The organism is Roseateles sp. (assembly GCF_965262435.1).
Classification (GTDB): domain Bacteria; phylum Pseudomonadota; class Gammaproteobacteria; order Burkholderiales; family Burkholderiaceae_C; genus Paucibacter_A.
Genome location: NZ_OZ253537.1, coordinates 2,675,490 through 2,689,026 on the forward strand (window position 1 = coordinate 2,675,490; position 13,537 = coordinate 2,689,026).

A 13,537-nucleotide genomic window follows, 5' to 3' on the forward strand; every position below is an offset into this window, starting at 1 on the left:
AGAAACACAAACGCCATGAGCGCCACCCCTCCCATTCTTCAAAGCCTGATTGCCAACCGCTGGATCGGCAGCCAGGCGGCCCGTGCCCTGCACAGCGCGGTCAACGGCCGGCCGGTGGCGCTGACCCATGCGGATGAAATCGACTTTGCCGAGAGCCTGAGCTATGCGCGGGGTCAGGCCTTGCCCGCCCTGCTGGCCCTGGACTTCCAGCAGCGCGCCGCCCGCCTCAAGGCCCTGGCCAATTACCTGATGGAGCGCAAGGAGGGGCTGTACGCCATTTCCGCCCACACCGGCGGCACGCGCAGCGACAACTGGATCGATATCGAGGGCGGCATCGGCACCTTGTTCGCCTACGCCAGCATCGGCCGGCGCGAGCTGCCGTCCAGCAATGTCTTCCATGAGGGCCCGGCCATCCCGCTGAGCAAGGAAGGGCAGTTCATGGGCTCCCACATCCTGGTGCCCAAACGTGGCGTGGCGGTGCACATCAATGCTTTCAACTTCCCCATGTGGGGCATGTTGGAGAAGTTCGCGCCTAGCTTCCTGGCGGGCATGCCTTGCATCGTCAAGCCGGCCACCGCCACCTCTTTCGTGGCCGAGGCCTGTGTGCGTTTGATCCATGAAAGTGGCTTGTTGCCCGCAGGCAGCTTGCAGCTGATCGTGGGTGGCTCGGGCGATTTGCTGGACCGCCTGGAAGAGACTGATGTGGTCACCTTCACCGGCTCGGCCGACACCGCCGCCATGCTGCGCGTCAACAAGAACCTGATTGCGCGCTCGATCCCCTTCAACGGTGAAGCGGACAGCCTGAACTGCGCCATCCTGGCGCCCGATGTGGAGGTGGGCGACCCCGAGTTCGAACTCTTCGTCAAGGAAGTGGCGCGCGAGATGACGGCCAAGACCGGCCAGAAATGCACGGCCATTCGCCGCGCCATCGTGCCCGCCCGCCACATCGATGCGGTGGCCGAGGCCCTGCGTGCGCGCCTGGCCAAGATCAAGGTCGGTGACCCGGCCGTGGACGGCGTGCGCATGGGCGCCCTGGCCTCCAAGGCTCAGCAGGCCGATGTGGCCGAGCGCGTGGCCTTGTTGAGCGCCGGCAATGAAGTGGTGTTCGGCGCCAAAGACGGCTTTGCGCCGGTGGGCGAGGGCGTCGGCGAGGGCGCCTTCTTCGCGCCCACCTTGCTGCTCTGCCGCGATGCCTTTGCCAACGAGCAGGTGCACAACTTGGAAGCTTTCGGCCCGGTGTCCACCTTGATGCCTTATCAGGAACTGGACGAGGCCCTGAGCCTGGCCGCCAAGGGCCGCGGCAGCCTGGTCGGCTCGGTGGTCACCAAGACGCCGGCGATTGCCGCGCAAGCGGTCTATCATGCCGCGGCCTTCCACGGCCGTCTGCTGGTGCTGGACCGAGATGCCGCCAAGGAATCCACGGGCCACGGCTCGCCCCTGCCACAGCTCAAGCATGGCGGCCCGGGCCGCGCCGGCGGTGGCGAAGAGCTGGGCGGCATCCGCTCGGTCAAGCACTATCTGCAGCGCTGCGCGGTGCAGGGCAGCCCGACCATGCTGAGCGCCATCACCGGCGAGTACCAGCGCGGTGGTCGGGTGCAGGAGGATGCCGTCCACCCCTTCCGCAAGTATTTCGAAGAGATCCAGGTCGGTGATTCCCTGCTGACCCACCGCCGCACCGTCAGCGAGGCCGATATCGTCAATTTCGGTGGCGTGTCGGGCGATTACTTCTACATGCACTTCGACGAGGTCGCGGCCAAGGACACGCAGTTCGGCCAGCGCATCGCACATGGCTACTTCGTGCTCTCGGCGGCGGCCGGTCTCTTTGTGTCGCCGGCTCCAGGCCCGGTGCTGGCCAACTATGGCCTGGACACGCTGCGCTTCGTCAACCCGGTGGCGATTGGCGACACCATCCAAGCGCGCCTCACTTGCAAACGCCGCATCGACCGCGGCAATCGCCCGGACCAGCCGCCGCAGGGCGTGGTCGCCTGGGATGTGCAGGTGATGAACCAGCGTGGAGAGCTGGTGGCCAGTTATGACATCCTGACCCTGGTGGCCAAGAAGGCGGCTTGAGCGTCCTCTGCTGACAAGCCCGGGCCGGCGCCGTGATACCGTGCCGGCCATGAACACGCATTTGCAAGCCGCTCAGAGCGCGGTGCTGAACGAAGAAGACACCTGGGTGCAGAGTGATCTGCTGTGGCGCGATGAGCGCTGGACCGCCCAGGTGGTCAAGAACGAAGACGACGAAGGCTGGGCTGTGGCTATGACCTTGGCCGGTGAGGCCGAGCCGGCCCTGGTCGGTCCCTGGACCATGGGCCGGGACAAGAAGAACCCCAAGCCATTGTCGGCGCCAGCCTTTCACACCTTGGTGAAGACGGCCTCCGAAGTGCTGCGTCGCCATGAGCAACAGCTCCATGCCCAGCTGCACAAGAGCTTGAAGGTGGATACCGAGCAGGGGCGCATCCAGGTGCTGTTGGACATCGTGCCCGATGAAGACAACCCTTATGCCACGCTGACCGCGCGCAATGCCGATGGCGACACCTTGGCCCAGCTCAAGGTCGATGCCGGCTTTCGCTTGACGGAAAGCTCGGCGCTGGCCTGGGTGGCCAAGGACTTTTTGCGGCCCTGAGGGACAGCTGATTTGGTGAACGGGTGAGCAGCGAGGGCTGCCCCGTCACTTTTCCTTGGTCGCGGCTGCGTTCAAGTCAGCGCGGCGAGCGCCGGTGAAGCGCTTGGCCCAGTAGGCTTCACGCATGTCTTCCACACGCACGGCGCCACCGACGCGCGGTGAATGGATGAACTTGCCTTCGCCCACATAGATGCCGACGTGGGAGAAAGTGCGTTTCATGGTGTTGAAGAACACCAGATCGCCGGGCTTGAGCTCGGTCTTGTTGATGGGCAGCAGGCTGGACAGCCGCGCCTGTTCGTCGGCGCGGTGCGGTAGCACCATGCCCACGCTGAGTTCGAAGATGTGGCGGGTGAAGCCGCTGCAATCGAAGCCGCTTTCGACCGATTTGCCGCCGCGCGTGTAGCGCACACCCAGGAAGTTCATGGCCGAAAGCACCAGGCCCGAGGCCGTGTCTCGCACCTGATTCAACAAGCTGTTCGATTCTGCTTGGGCCAGCAAGCCGCGCTCTTGCAGGAAGCGGCTGACGGGATCATTGGACGTCGCCGCGGGCAGGGTGCTTGCGGAGGCCGCGGCCAGGGCAGCGGTGGCTGCCACAGGGCCGCCACCTGCTGGCGCGCCCGGTGCCGTCAACAAATGACTCTGACCCCAGGCGCCGGTGACCATGCCGGGTGGCGGCTGGGTCTGAGCCTGCGCTTCCACAGCCAGGCCCATAGCCGCACAGACTGCCAGGGCACAAACGCTCAGCGCACAGACGGCGCGTCCGAGCGAAGCGAGAGTAGCGGCAGTGATGGGGCGGCGGGCGTCGAGCATGGTGTTCGGCGCGCAGCTTATGGGGGGGCTGTTGCGGGTGTCAAGCAAAGTGGCGGGCGACCGAGGGAAATCCCGGCGCAGATAGCGGTGATGGCGGAAAAGCAGTCCTATGGCGGCTCGAGAGCCTAGGGCTAACCCTTAATTGGAACACAGATGCTCGCACAGCCTGCGGCGCCCGCTCTTGCTTTGCGGCAAGGTTTCACGGCCTGCGCCCGTGTGCAGCGCTGCATGCGCCGCCTGAGGCGCTGCGGCCTGTCGCAAACCCGCAGGCATGGTCGTTTTTCAAGGGGCACAATCCGCGCGTTCCCGCCGGGTCTGATCCGGGCTGCGGCGGCCACCAGCACTCGTTCGGAGCTCCCTTTATGAAGCAAGCCCCCTGGTTCGCCGGCGCTGTTGCGCTGCTGCTGACCGCCTCACCCTGGAGCGGCGTCCACGCCGCCAGCCTGCCGGGCCCGGCTTTTCCGCAATTCCAATCGGCTGCTCAAGTCAAGACAGCCTGTGCCAGCGGCCTGGCCGCCGCCAAGAAGCGACTGGCAACCCTGGAACGCCGCAAGGTCGATACAGGCTGGCTGGCTGCGTTCGACGACTACTACGCGCTGCAGGAGGATGTGCAGTACCCGATCGAGTTCGTGCTCAATGTGCACCCGGACAAGGCGGTGCGCGAAGCGGCTCAGGCTTGCGCCATGGCTTGGTCCGAGTACAACACCGCTTTCGGCCAGAACGAGAAGATCTACCGTGCACTGAAGCGCGCGCCCACACCCACGGCGCTGGACCGGGAACTGCAGCGTGTCAGTCTGGGCAGTTTTGAAGATGCCGGTGTGGCCCTGCCGCCCGCCAAGCGCAAGCAGGCCAGGACCTTGCTGATGCGCCTGGCCGAGTTGGATCAGAAGTTCAGCCAGAACCTGCGTGACGCGGGCGTCAAGGTGAGCTTCAGCGAAGTCGAGATGAAGGGCGTGCCCGATGGCGTCTGGGCCAAGGCGCCGCGCGACGAGCAAGGGCGCATCGTGTTGGGCGTCGATTACCCGAGCTCGGGCCCGGTGATCCAGATGGCCGAGGACCCGGCCGCGCGCGAGCGCATGTGGCGAGCCAAGAACAGCGAAGGTGGGGATGCCAATCTGAAGCTGCTGGACGAGATCACGCAAGCGCGCCAGGACTTCGCCAAGCTCTTCGGCTACAACAATTTCGTGGATTTCAATCTCCGCCGCCGCATGGCCAAGGATTCGGCCACGGCCTGGAAGTTCCTCAATGAGGTGAAGCGCCAGGTTAGCGAGCGAGAAGTGGCCGATATGGCCCAGCTGCGCGCCGCCAAGGCCGGGCATCTGGGCACGCCGCTGGAAGCCACCCAGCTGCAGGCCTGGGACAGTGCCTTCTACAGCGAGCGCTTGCGCCAGAGCCAGTTCTCGGTCGACCAGGAGGCCTTTCGCGAGTACTTCCCGGCCCAGGAAAGCCTGCAGTTCGCCATGCGCGTGATCGAGCGCCTGATGGGCGTGAAGTACACCCGCGTCCCGGCCGAACTCTGGCATCCGGAGGCTCAAGCCTATGCCGTCAGCGACGCTGCCAGCGGCAAGGCCCTTGCGACGCTCTATGTCGACCTGTTTCCGCGCGAGGCCAAGTACAACCACGCGGCCGTCTGGTCGCTGCGCTCCAGCGCCACCCGCATCGGCCGCACGCCCACGGCCGCCTTGGTGGTCAACTTCAACCGCAAAGGCCTGACCCTAGGTGAAATGGAAACGCTGCTGCATGAGCTCGGCCACGCCGTGCACAACAACCTGTCCAACACCCACTACGCCCTGCAAGGTGGCACCAGCGTGATGATGGACTTTGTCGAAGCCCCGTCGCAGATGCTGGAAGACTGGGTCTACGACAAAAAGGTGCTCAAGCTGATGGCCGAAGTCTGCCCGAGCTGCAAGCCTGTGCCCGATGCGCTGGTGGACAAAGCCGTGGCCGCCAAGGAGTTCGGCAAGGGCTCGCAGTACGGCCGCCAGCACCTGTTCGCCAGCTATGACCTGGCCCTGCACGGCCCCGAGCACCAGCAGCCTCTGGCCCTGTGGGCCAAGATGCAGGGCGCGACACCTCAGGGCTATGTGGAAGGCAGCAAGTTCCCGGCCGGCTTTGCCCATGTGGCTGGCGGTTATGGGGCGGGCTATTACGGCTATCTGTGGAGCCTGGTGGTGGCCATGGATTTGCGCACCGCCTTCGCGGCCGACAAGCTGAGCCCCGAGACCGGCCTGCGCTACCGCAACAGCGTGCTGGGGCAGGGTGGGCAGAAGCCTGCGCCCGAACTGGTGCGCGACTTTCTGCAGCGCGACAGCAATGCCAAGGCTTTCGCCGACTACCTGAGCCATTGATCATCGCCGCTATCGCGGCACTGATGCACATCGCCAGCCCGTCACTCTTTCATGGAGTCACGGGCTTTTTCATTTGCTTGCAGCTCAGGGTAATTGTTACGTCGACGGATACATGAAGCCCGCACAATGCCGCCCATCGGGCCTTCTTTCCGAGGCTATCGCACCGCTCAGATGACAGGTTTTGCGGCGCATTTCAAAAACTTGTGACAACCGGAGTTCGAGTCTTGAGTCACCACACGGCGCGTGCCCTCTTTGTGTCCGGCCTCTTGCTGCTGCCCGCTTTGGCAGCCCAGGCTCTCAGCTTTGCTGTCAATGAAGGCGTCACTTACCGGGTGCCATTGAGCGAGATTCGCGCTCGCTATGAGGGCATCGCAGCCGACCTCAGCAAACTCTTGCGTCAACCCGTCACCATCGAGCCGGTCGGCGACTACCCCTCGCTGCGCCAAGGCCTGGCTGAAAAACGCTGGGAGCTGGCGCTGGTCCATCCAGCTCACATCTCGATTGCCGCCATCCGCGACCAGGGCTACAGCCTTGTGGCTGTCACCAAGGGCTTCACCGGCTACAAAGCCAGCTTTCTGGTGCGCGCGGACAGCGCGCTGAAGTCGCTGGCCGAGCTCAAGGGCTTGCGCCTTGGTGCTCCCGACGAGGATTCCATCACCTCCATGATGGTGCGGGCCACCTTGCGTGACAACGGTATGACACCCAAGCAGTTGGAGGTTACTTACACGCGCTACCAGGATGCCGTGCCCTTCTTTGTCGAGAACCGCCTGACCCATGCCGGTGCCACGGCGTCCAATGCTCTGGTCAAGGAATGGCAGGGCAAGGGCGGCAAGGTGCTGATGGCCTCCAAGCCCGTGCCCATCAAGCACATCATTGCCAGCCCCCAGCTCAGCGCGGAGCAGCTTGAGAAGGTGCGCGGCTACTTCCTGGCCCTGGACAGCAGCGAGGAGGGCCGCAAGAAACTGGAGCCCACCAAGTGGAAGGGCTTCGAAGCCTACGACCAGGCGGCACTGCTGAAACTCGGTGTTTGGCTGGATGTGAAATGACATCTTGCGCTGCGACACTGCGGCGTGAAGCTGTCTGGTCATGGATCTGAATGAGATGCAACGATGAGCCAAGATTCCCTGTTTGAAATGCTGCGTCAGAGTTCGCCCGAGGCCGCCGCCTTGCGCGCGCCGAGCCGGCCGGCCCTGAGCCATGGTCAGCTGACTCAGCTCGTGGCCGACACGGTCGCTCGCCTCAATGGCCTCGGTTTGGGGCGCAATGACCGGGTCGCTCTGGTGCTGAACAATGGCCCGGAGATGGCCGCCTGTTTCCTGGCCTGCGCCTGCGGAGTGGCCAGTGCGCCGCTGAATCCGGCCTATCGTGCCGACGAATTCGAGTTCTATCTCGGCGACCTGCAAGCGCGGGCCTTGATCGTCGAGCGCGGCAGTGAGTCGCCTGCTGTAGCGGTTGCGCTCAAGCTCGGCGTTCGCATTTTGGAGTTGGTGGTGGAGGCGGGTGCGCCGGCGGGGCAGTTCAGCCTGCAGGAGGCTGGCTCTTCTGCCGCGCCCGCAGCTGAGGCATCCGCGCTCCAGGGCGGCTATGCCCAGGCCGACGACATCTCCATGGTGCTGCACACCTCGGGCACGACCTCGCGGCCCAAGATCGTGCCCCTGTCGCAGCGCAATCTCTGCGCCTCGGCTCGCAATATCCGCCAGAGCCTGCAGTTCCAGCCCAGCGACTGCGGGCTGAACATCATGCCGCTGTTCCACATCCACGGTCTGATCGCCGGGGTGCTGGCGCCGCTGTCGGCCGGCTCCCAGGTCTTTTGCACGCCGGGCTTCAATGCGCTGAAATTCTTTGCCTGGATGGATGAGGCGGCGCCGAGCTGGTACACGGCCGTGCCGACCATGCATCAGGCGATCCTGAGCCGGGCCGGAAAGAACGGCGAGGTGATCGCCCGCCACCCGCTGCGTTTCATGCGCTCCTCGTCCTCATCGATGCCGCCGCAGGTGATCGCCGAACTGGAGAAGGTCTTCGGCGCGCCCTTGATCGAGGCCTATGGCATGACCGAGGCGACCCATCAGATGTGCTGCAACCCCTTGCCCCCGGCCACCCGCAAACCGGGTACGGTGGGCGTGGCCGCCGGCCCCGAGGTGGCCATCATGAATGCGGGCGGCCAGCTTCTGCCGAACGGTGAAACCGGCGAGATCGTCATTCGCGGCGCCAATGTGACGGCAGGCTATCAGAGCAATCCCGGCGCCAATGCCGAGGCGTTCAGTCACGGCTGGTTCCGCACCGGTGACCAAGGTGTCATGGATGCCGAGGGTTATGTCTCTATCACCGGCCGGCTCAAGGAGATCATCAACCGGGGCGGCGAGAAGATCAGCCCGCGCGAAGTGGACGAGGCCTTGATGGACCATGCCGCCGTGGCTCAGGTGGTGTGCTTTGGCATGCCGCATGCCAAGCTGGGCGAGGACGTCGCCGCTGTCGTGGTCTTGCGCGAAGGCGCTGCGGCCAGCGAGCGCGAGCTGCAGGATTTTGTGAGTAAGCGCCTGGCTGACTTCAAGGTGCCACGCAAGATCCTGTTCATGGATGAGATTCCCAAGGGGGCGACGGGCAAGCTGCAGCGCATCGGGCTGGCGCAGAAGCTCGGTCTGGGTTGAGCTTGCAGCTCGGCACATATTCATTGCAATCAGCGAAAGAGGGAGAGCAGGTCATGGGAGTGCGTGTGAACAAGAACAACAAACCCTTCTGGCTTGCCGCTTTGTTGGGCCTGGCGGCCTGGCAGGCGCAGGCGGCGGGCTGGGTTCCGACCAAGCCGATCGAATTCATCGTGCCGGCCGGCACCGGCGGCGGCGCCGACCAAATGGCCCGCTTCATCCAGGGCATGGTTGGCAAGCATCAGCTGAGTCCGCAGCCGGTGGTGGTGGTCAACAGGGCCGGCGGCGCTGGCGCCGAAGGCTTTCTTGACGTCAAGGGCGACAAGGCCAATCCGCACAAGCTGGTCATTACTTTGTCCAATTTGTTCACCACGCCCATGGCCACGGGTGTGCCTTTCAATTGGCGTGACCTGACCCCGGTCAGCATGATGGCCTTGGACCAGTTCGTGCTCTGGGTCAATGAAGAAGCGCCTTACAAGACTGCCAAGGACTACTTCAATGCGGTCAAGACTCAGAACGTCAACAGCTTCAAGATGGGCGGCACGGGCTCCAAGCAGGAGGACCAGATCATCACCGTGATGCTGGAGAAGTCCACCAGCAAGAAGATGATCTACATCCCCTACAAGGGCGGTGGCGATGTGGCGGTGCAGCTGGTGGGCAAGCATGTCGACTCGACAGTCAACAACCCCATCGAGGCCGAGTCGCACTGGCGCGCGGGCAAGCTGCGGCCGCTGTGCGTGTTCGACGAGCAGCGCATGCCCTACCCGGACAAGGTCACCGCGACGCAAAGCTGGGCCGATCTGCCGACCTGCACCTCTCAGGGTATTCCGGTCAGCTATCTGATGTTGCGCGGCATCTTCATGCCACCGGGCGTCAGCGCTGAGCAGACCGCCTACTACCAGCAACTGCTGGCCAAGGTGCGTGCCCTGCCCGAGTGGAAGGACTTCATGGCCAAGGGCGCCTTCAAGCAGAGCGCTTTGCAGGGCCCGGAGTTCGTCGATTGGCTGGGCAAGAACGAGCAGCTGCACCGGGTGCTGATGAAGGAAGCGGGCTTCATGGCGCAGTGAGCCGGGAGTCCATCTCGACTGGGAGGCGAGGTGATGCAGGAAGAACAAGACTTGCAGAGCGAGGCGCCGTCGGGTGCCTGGCAGCTGCGTTGGGTGGAGCTGGGCGTGGCTCTGTTTTTGCTCATCGTGGCAGGCCTGGTGATCAAGGACAGCCTGAGGCTGGGCATCGGTTGGGCCGATGACGGGCCGCGTTCCGGTTACTTTCCCTTTCGCATCGGCCTCGCCCTGGCGGGCTGTTCAGCCTGGCTGCTGATCCAGCAGCTCTTGCGCTGGCCCCGCTTGCGCAGCCGGGTGTTTGCCGAGCGCGGACAGCTGCGCGATGTGGCGGCCGTGCTGCTGCCCACCGCGGTGTTTGTCGCCGCCATCCCTTGGCTGGGCATGTATCTGTCGGCCAGCCTGCTGATCGCCTGGTTCATGTGGCGCAACGGCGGCTACCGCTGGCCTTGGCTCGTCGGTCTGCCGGTGGCGGTGAGTGTCAGCTTGTTCCTGCTGTTCGAGCGTGCCTTCACCCAGCCCCTGCCCAAGGGGCCGATCGAACACTGGCTGGGCTTCTGAGATGGATGATTTTTCCAATCTGCTGCACGGCTTTTCGGTCGCTGCCACCGTGCCCAATCTGGGCTATATGTTGGTGGGCATTCTGCTGGGGGTTTTGATCGGCGTGCTGCCGGGTCTGGGCGGCGCCAATGGCGTGGCCATCCTGCTGCCGCTGACCTTCACCATGGACCCCACCACCGGCATCATCATGCTGTCCTGCATTTATTGGGGGGCTTTGTTCGGTGGGGCCATCACGTCCATCTTGTTCAACATTCCTGGTGAGCCCTGGTCGGTGGCCACCACCTTTGATGGTTACCCCATGGCCCAGCGCGGCCAGGCGGCGCAGGCGCTGACGGCGGCATTCACCTCGTCCTTCGTGGGCGCCATGTTCGCCACGCTGCTGATCACCTTCCTCGCGCCCTTGCTGGCCCGCTTTGCCCTGCGCTTCGGTCCGGCCGAGTTGTTTGCGGTGCAGCTGCTGACCTTCTGCAGCTTTGTGGGCATGAGCCAGGAGGCGCCGGTCAAGACCCTGATCGCCATGTTGCTGGGCTTTGCCTTGGCCGCCGTGGGCATGGATGACATGACCGGCCAGCTGCGCATGACCTATGGCTTCACCGATATGCTCAAGGGCTTCGATTTCCTGATCGCGGTGATCGGGCTCTTTGGTATTGGTGAAATCTTGCTGACCATGGAAGAGGGCCTGGCCTTCAAGGGTCAGAGCGCCCGCATCAGCCCGCGTGTGGTCTGGCAAACCTGGATGCAGCTGCTGCGCCACTGGAAGACCTTTCTGCGCTCCATGGCCATCGGCTGCTGGATGGGCATCACGCCCGGCGGCGCCACGCCCGCTTCATTCATGAGTTATGGCGTCGCGCGGCGCATGGCCAAGAACCCCGAGGCCTTTGGCAAGGGCGAGTTGGCCGGTGTGGTGGCGCCCGAGACGGCCGCCCATGCGGCCGGCACCTCGGCCCTGTTGCCCATGTTGACGCTTGGCATTCCGGGCTCGCCCACGGCTGCCGTGCTGCTGGGTGGCCTGGTGATCTGGGGCTTGCAGCCCGGGCCCATGCTGTTTGCCGAGCACAAGGATTTCGTCTGGGGCCTGATTGCCAGCATGTACCTTGCCAATATCGTCGGCCTGATCGTGGTGTTGACGACCGTTCCTTTCTGGGCCGCCATCTTGCGCGTGCCCTTTGCCATCATCGCGCCCATCATCATCGTCACCTGCGCCATCGGCGCCTACACCGTGCATGGCTCCATGTTCGATGTCTATCTGATGCTGGGCTTCGGCGTGTTGGGCTATCTGTTCAAGAAGCTCAAGTACCCGATGGCGCCGCTGGTGCTGGCCCTGGTGCTGGGCGACAAGGCCGAAGCCAACTTCCGCCAGTCCATGCTGCTCTCGCAGGGCGAGCTCAGCATTTTTTGGTCCAATGGCCTGGTCGGTGGCATCACGGGCCTGGCTTTGCTGATGCTGCTCTGGCCGATGTTCGATGTGGCCAAACGCTGGGCCCGCGGTCCGGCGGCAGATGCACAACAAGAGGTGAAGGCTGTATGAGCGGAATGAGGGCAGGGGCATGAAGTTCGCCATCGTGGGCGCAGGCGCCATCGGCGGCCTGCTCGGGGTGCGCCTGGCCGCGGCCGGTGAGCAGGTCTGCTTCATCGCCCGCAACAAGAACCTGGCCGCCATCCAGGCCCAGGGCTTCACCCTGATCGAGGAAGACGGTCGCAAGCTGACGCAGCCGGCTGGCGCTAACTTGCATGCGGTTCAGCGCATGGCTGAAGCCGGTGTGCAGGATGTCGTGCTGCTGACCGTCAAGGCGCATCAGCTGGTCGATCTGCTGCCCGAGCTGCCGGCCCTGATCGGCCCGCAGACCTTGATCGTCAGCATGATCAACGGCCTGCCCTGGTGGTACTTCCAGGGCTTGGCCGGCCCGCATGAGGGCCGCGTGTTGGAGTCAGTGGACCCGGGCGGCGCCATCGCCGCCACGCTGCCCTCGGCCCAGGTGATCGGCAGCATCGTCTACCCAGCGGCGCAGCTGGAGGCGCCCGGGCGGGTGCGCCTGATCGAGGGCAATCGCTTCAGCCTGGGCGAACTCGACGGCCAGCGCAGCGAGCGCATCGAGGCCTTGTCACAAGCGCTGATGCGCGCCGGCTTCAAGGCGCCGGTGGCCAAGGACATCCGCTCCGAGCTCTGGGTCAAGCTCTGGGGCAATCTGAGCTTCAACCCGATCTCGGCCCTGAGCCACGCCACGCTGGAGGACATCTGCCGCTTCCCGCTCAGCCGCGAGCTGGCCGCGCGCATGATGGGCGAGGCCCAGCAGGTGGGCGAGAAGCTGGGCGTGCAGTTCAAGATCTCCCTGGACAAGCGCATCGCCGGCGCCGAGGCCGTGGGCGCCCACAAGACTTCGATGCTGCAGGATGTGGAGGCCGGCCGGGCGCTGGAGCTGGAGGCCTTGCTGGGGGCCGTCGTCGAGCTGGCCCGCATCACCGAGACAGTGACGCCCAATCTCGACGCCATCTATGCCGTCACGCGCCTGCTGGCCTTGAGCCTGAGCCGGCAGGGTGGCCGCTTGCAGATCAGCCCGGCCTGACGCCCCTCACAGAGGCGCGCTTCAGCGCTGCCAGTCGCTCTCGATGAAGCGCAGTACCGCATCCTCGTGGTGCGGGCCGATCACCTGGTGGGCTTCCTGCTTGACCGCCTCGATGGCGTTGGCCACGGCGATGCCGCGGTGGGCGGCACGCAGCATCTTGACGTCGTTGACATGGTCGCCAAAGACCACGACTTCGCGCTCCTGCAGGCCGTAGCGCTGGGCCAGCAGCTGGATGCCCTGGTCCTTGGTGGCGCGCCGGTCGTGCACGGTCAGCCAGGGCCAGCCGGGCTTGTAGAGGTCCTCGGCGAGATGGGTTTCCACCGCATCGCCGCAGAGCGCGTCGATGTCCGCCTGCAGTGCCGCCAGCGGCGCTTCGCGTTCCACCACCACAAAGGTCACGGCCGGGTCGCGCAGCTCGTCTTGCAGGCGCGGGCTGTGGCGCAGGCGCGGGTCCGCATTGCGCTGGCGTTCGGTGACAAAGGCCTGCTGCGCCTCGTTGTGCACCGATTGGTAAAACAGCTGGTCGCCCAGCGGGCCGTGGGTGGAGACGAAGGGCATCAGGCCATGCTGGCGGATCAGGGCGAACACGGCCTGAGCCAGGGCCGGCTCCATGGCGTTGACCACTTCATGCTCGGCGCTGGCCATATCGCTGAGGTAAGCGCCATTGCTGCCGATCACAGGCAGGCGCAGGGGCAGATCGCCGAGGATGTGGCGGATCGAGGTGACATGGCGGGCGCTGGCCACGGTGAAGAGCAGGCCTTGGTCCAGCAGGCGGGTCAGGCCGGCGCGGGTGCTGTCAGCCAGGCGGCCTTGCGGGTCGAGCAAGGTGCCGTCGAGGTCGGAGACGTAAAGCGTCATGTCGGGATCAGGCTGCGAAAAGAAAAAGGGCGGCTGAAGCCGCCCCGGGGCAAAGATGCGATCG

General features: G+C 64.8%; 11 protein-coding genes. 9 read left to right on the forward strand and 2 right to left on the reverse strand.

Features of this window, described 5'->3' with window-relative positions:
* Positions 1–15: 15 nt before the first annotated feature.
* Positions 16–2,070 (forward strand): phenylacetic acid degradation bifunctional protein PaaZ, encoded by a 2,055-nt coding sequence (paaZ, locus tag ACQY39_RS11460; RefSeq protein WP_428506290.1) that lies wholly within the window; start codon positions 16–18, stop codon positions 2,068–2,070.
* 49 nt (positions 2,071–2,119) lie between these two features.
* Positions 2,120–2,626, forward strand: a complete 507-nt coding sequence (locus ACQY39_RS11465; RefSeq protein WP_263519651.1) for a hypothetical protein — start codon at positions 2,120–2,122, stop codon at positions 2,624–2,626.
* Positions 2,627–2,671: 45 nt separating this feature from the next.
* On the opposite strand, the gene ACQY39_RS11470 is transcribed toward ACQY39_RS11465, so the two are convergent.
* Positions 2,672–3,436 carry a C40 family peptidase gene (locus ACQY39_RS11470; RefSeq protein WP_428506292.1) on the reverse strand — a complete coding sequence of 255 codons (765 nt, stop codon included), beginning with the start codon at positions 3,434–3,436 and terminating at the stop codon, positions 2,672–2,674.
* 362 nt (positions 3,437–3,798) lie between these two features.
* Between ACQY39_RS11470 and ACQY39_RS11475 the strand changes: the two genes are divergently transcribed.
* The 7 genes from ACQY39_RS11475 to ACQY39_RS11505 all read left to right on the forward strand — a co-directional run bounded on the left by ACQY39_RS11475 (position 3,799) and on the right by ACQY39_RS11505 (position 12,615).
* Positions 3,799–5,784 (forward strand): M3 family metallopeptidase, encoded by a 1,986-nt coding sequence (locus ACQY39_RS11475; RefSeq protein ID WP_428506294.1) that lies wholly within the window; start codon positions 3,799–3,801, stop codon positions 5,782–5,784.
* A 224-nt stretch (positions 5,785–6,008) separates the two neighbouring features.
* Positions 6,009–6,830: a phosphate/phosphite/phosphonate ABC transporter substrate-binding protein gene (locus ACQY39_RS11480; protein WP_428506296.1), complete on the forward strand. Its 822-nt coding sequence runs from the start codon at positions 6,009–6,011 to the stop codon at positions 6,828–6,830.
* Between the two features lie 63 nt (positions 6,831–6,893).
* Positions 6,894–8,432, forward strand: coding sequence for an acyl--CoA ligase (locus tag ACQY39_RS11485; RefSeq protein WP_428506298.1), 1,539 nt, complete (start codon positions 6,894–6,896; stop codon positions 8,430–8,432).
* Positions 8,433–8,485: 53 nt separating this feature from the next.
* Positions 8,486–9,496 carry a Bug family tripartite tricarboxylate transporter substrate binding protein gene (locus ACQY39_RS11490; protein ID WP_428506300.1) on the forward strand — a complete coding sequence of 337 codons (1,011 nt, stop codon included), beginning with the start codon at positions 8,486–8,488 and terminating at the stop codon, positions 9,494–9,496.
* Positions 9,497–9,529: 33 nt separating this feature from the next.
* Positions 9,530–10,051 (forward strand): tripartite tricarboxylate transporter TctB family protein, encoded by a 522-nt coding sequence (locus ACQY39_RS11495; RefSeq protein ID WP_428506302.1) that lies wholly within the window; start codon positions 9,530–9,532, stop codon positions 10,049–10,051.
* 1 nt (position 10,052) lies between these two features.
* Positions 10,053–11,579, forward strand: a complete 1,527-nt coding sequence (locus ACQY39_RS11500) for a tripartite tricarboxylate transporter permease (RefSeq protein WP_428506304.1) — start codon at positions 10,053–10,055, stop codon at positions 11,577–11,579.
* A 19-nt stretch (positions 11,580–11,598) separates the two neighbouring features.
* The gene (locus ACQY39_RS11505; RefSeq protein WP_428506306.1) at positions 11,599–12,615 is read left to right on the forward strand and encodes a 2-dehydropantoate 2-reductase; all 1,017 of its coding nucleotides are present in this window, start codon (positions 11,599–11,601) and stop codon (positions 12,613–12,615) included.
* A 21-nt stretch (positions 12,616–12,636) separates the two neighbouring features.
* On the opposite strand, the gene ACQY39_RS11510 is transcribed toward ACQY39_RS11505, so the two are convergent.
* On the reverse strand, positions 12,637–13,473 hold the full coding sequence (locus tag ACQY39_RS11510) for an HAD family hydrolase (RefSeq protein WP_428506308.1): 837 nt from the start codon (positions 13,471–13,473) through the stop codon (positions 12,637–12,639).
* Positions 13,474–13,537: the final 64 nt, after the last annotated feature.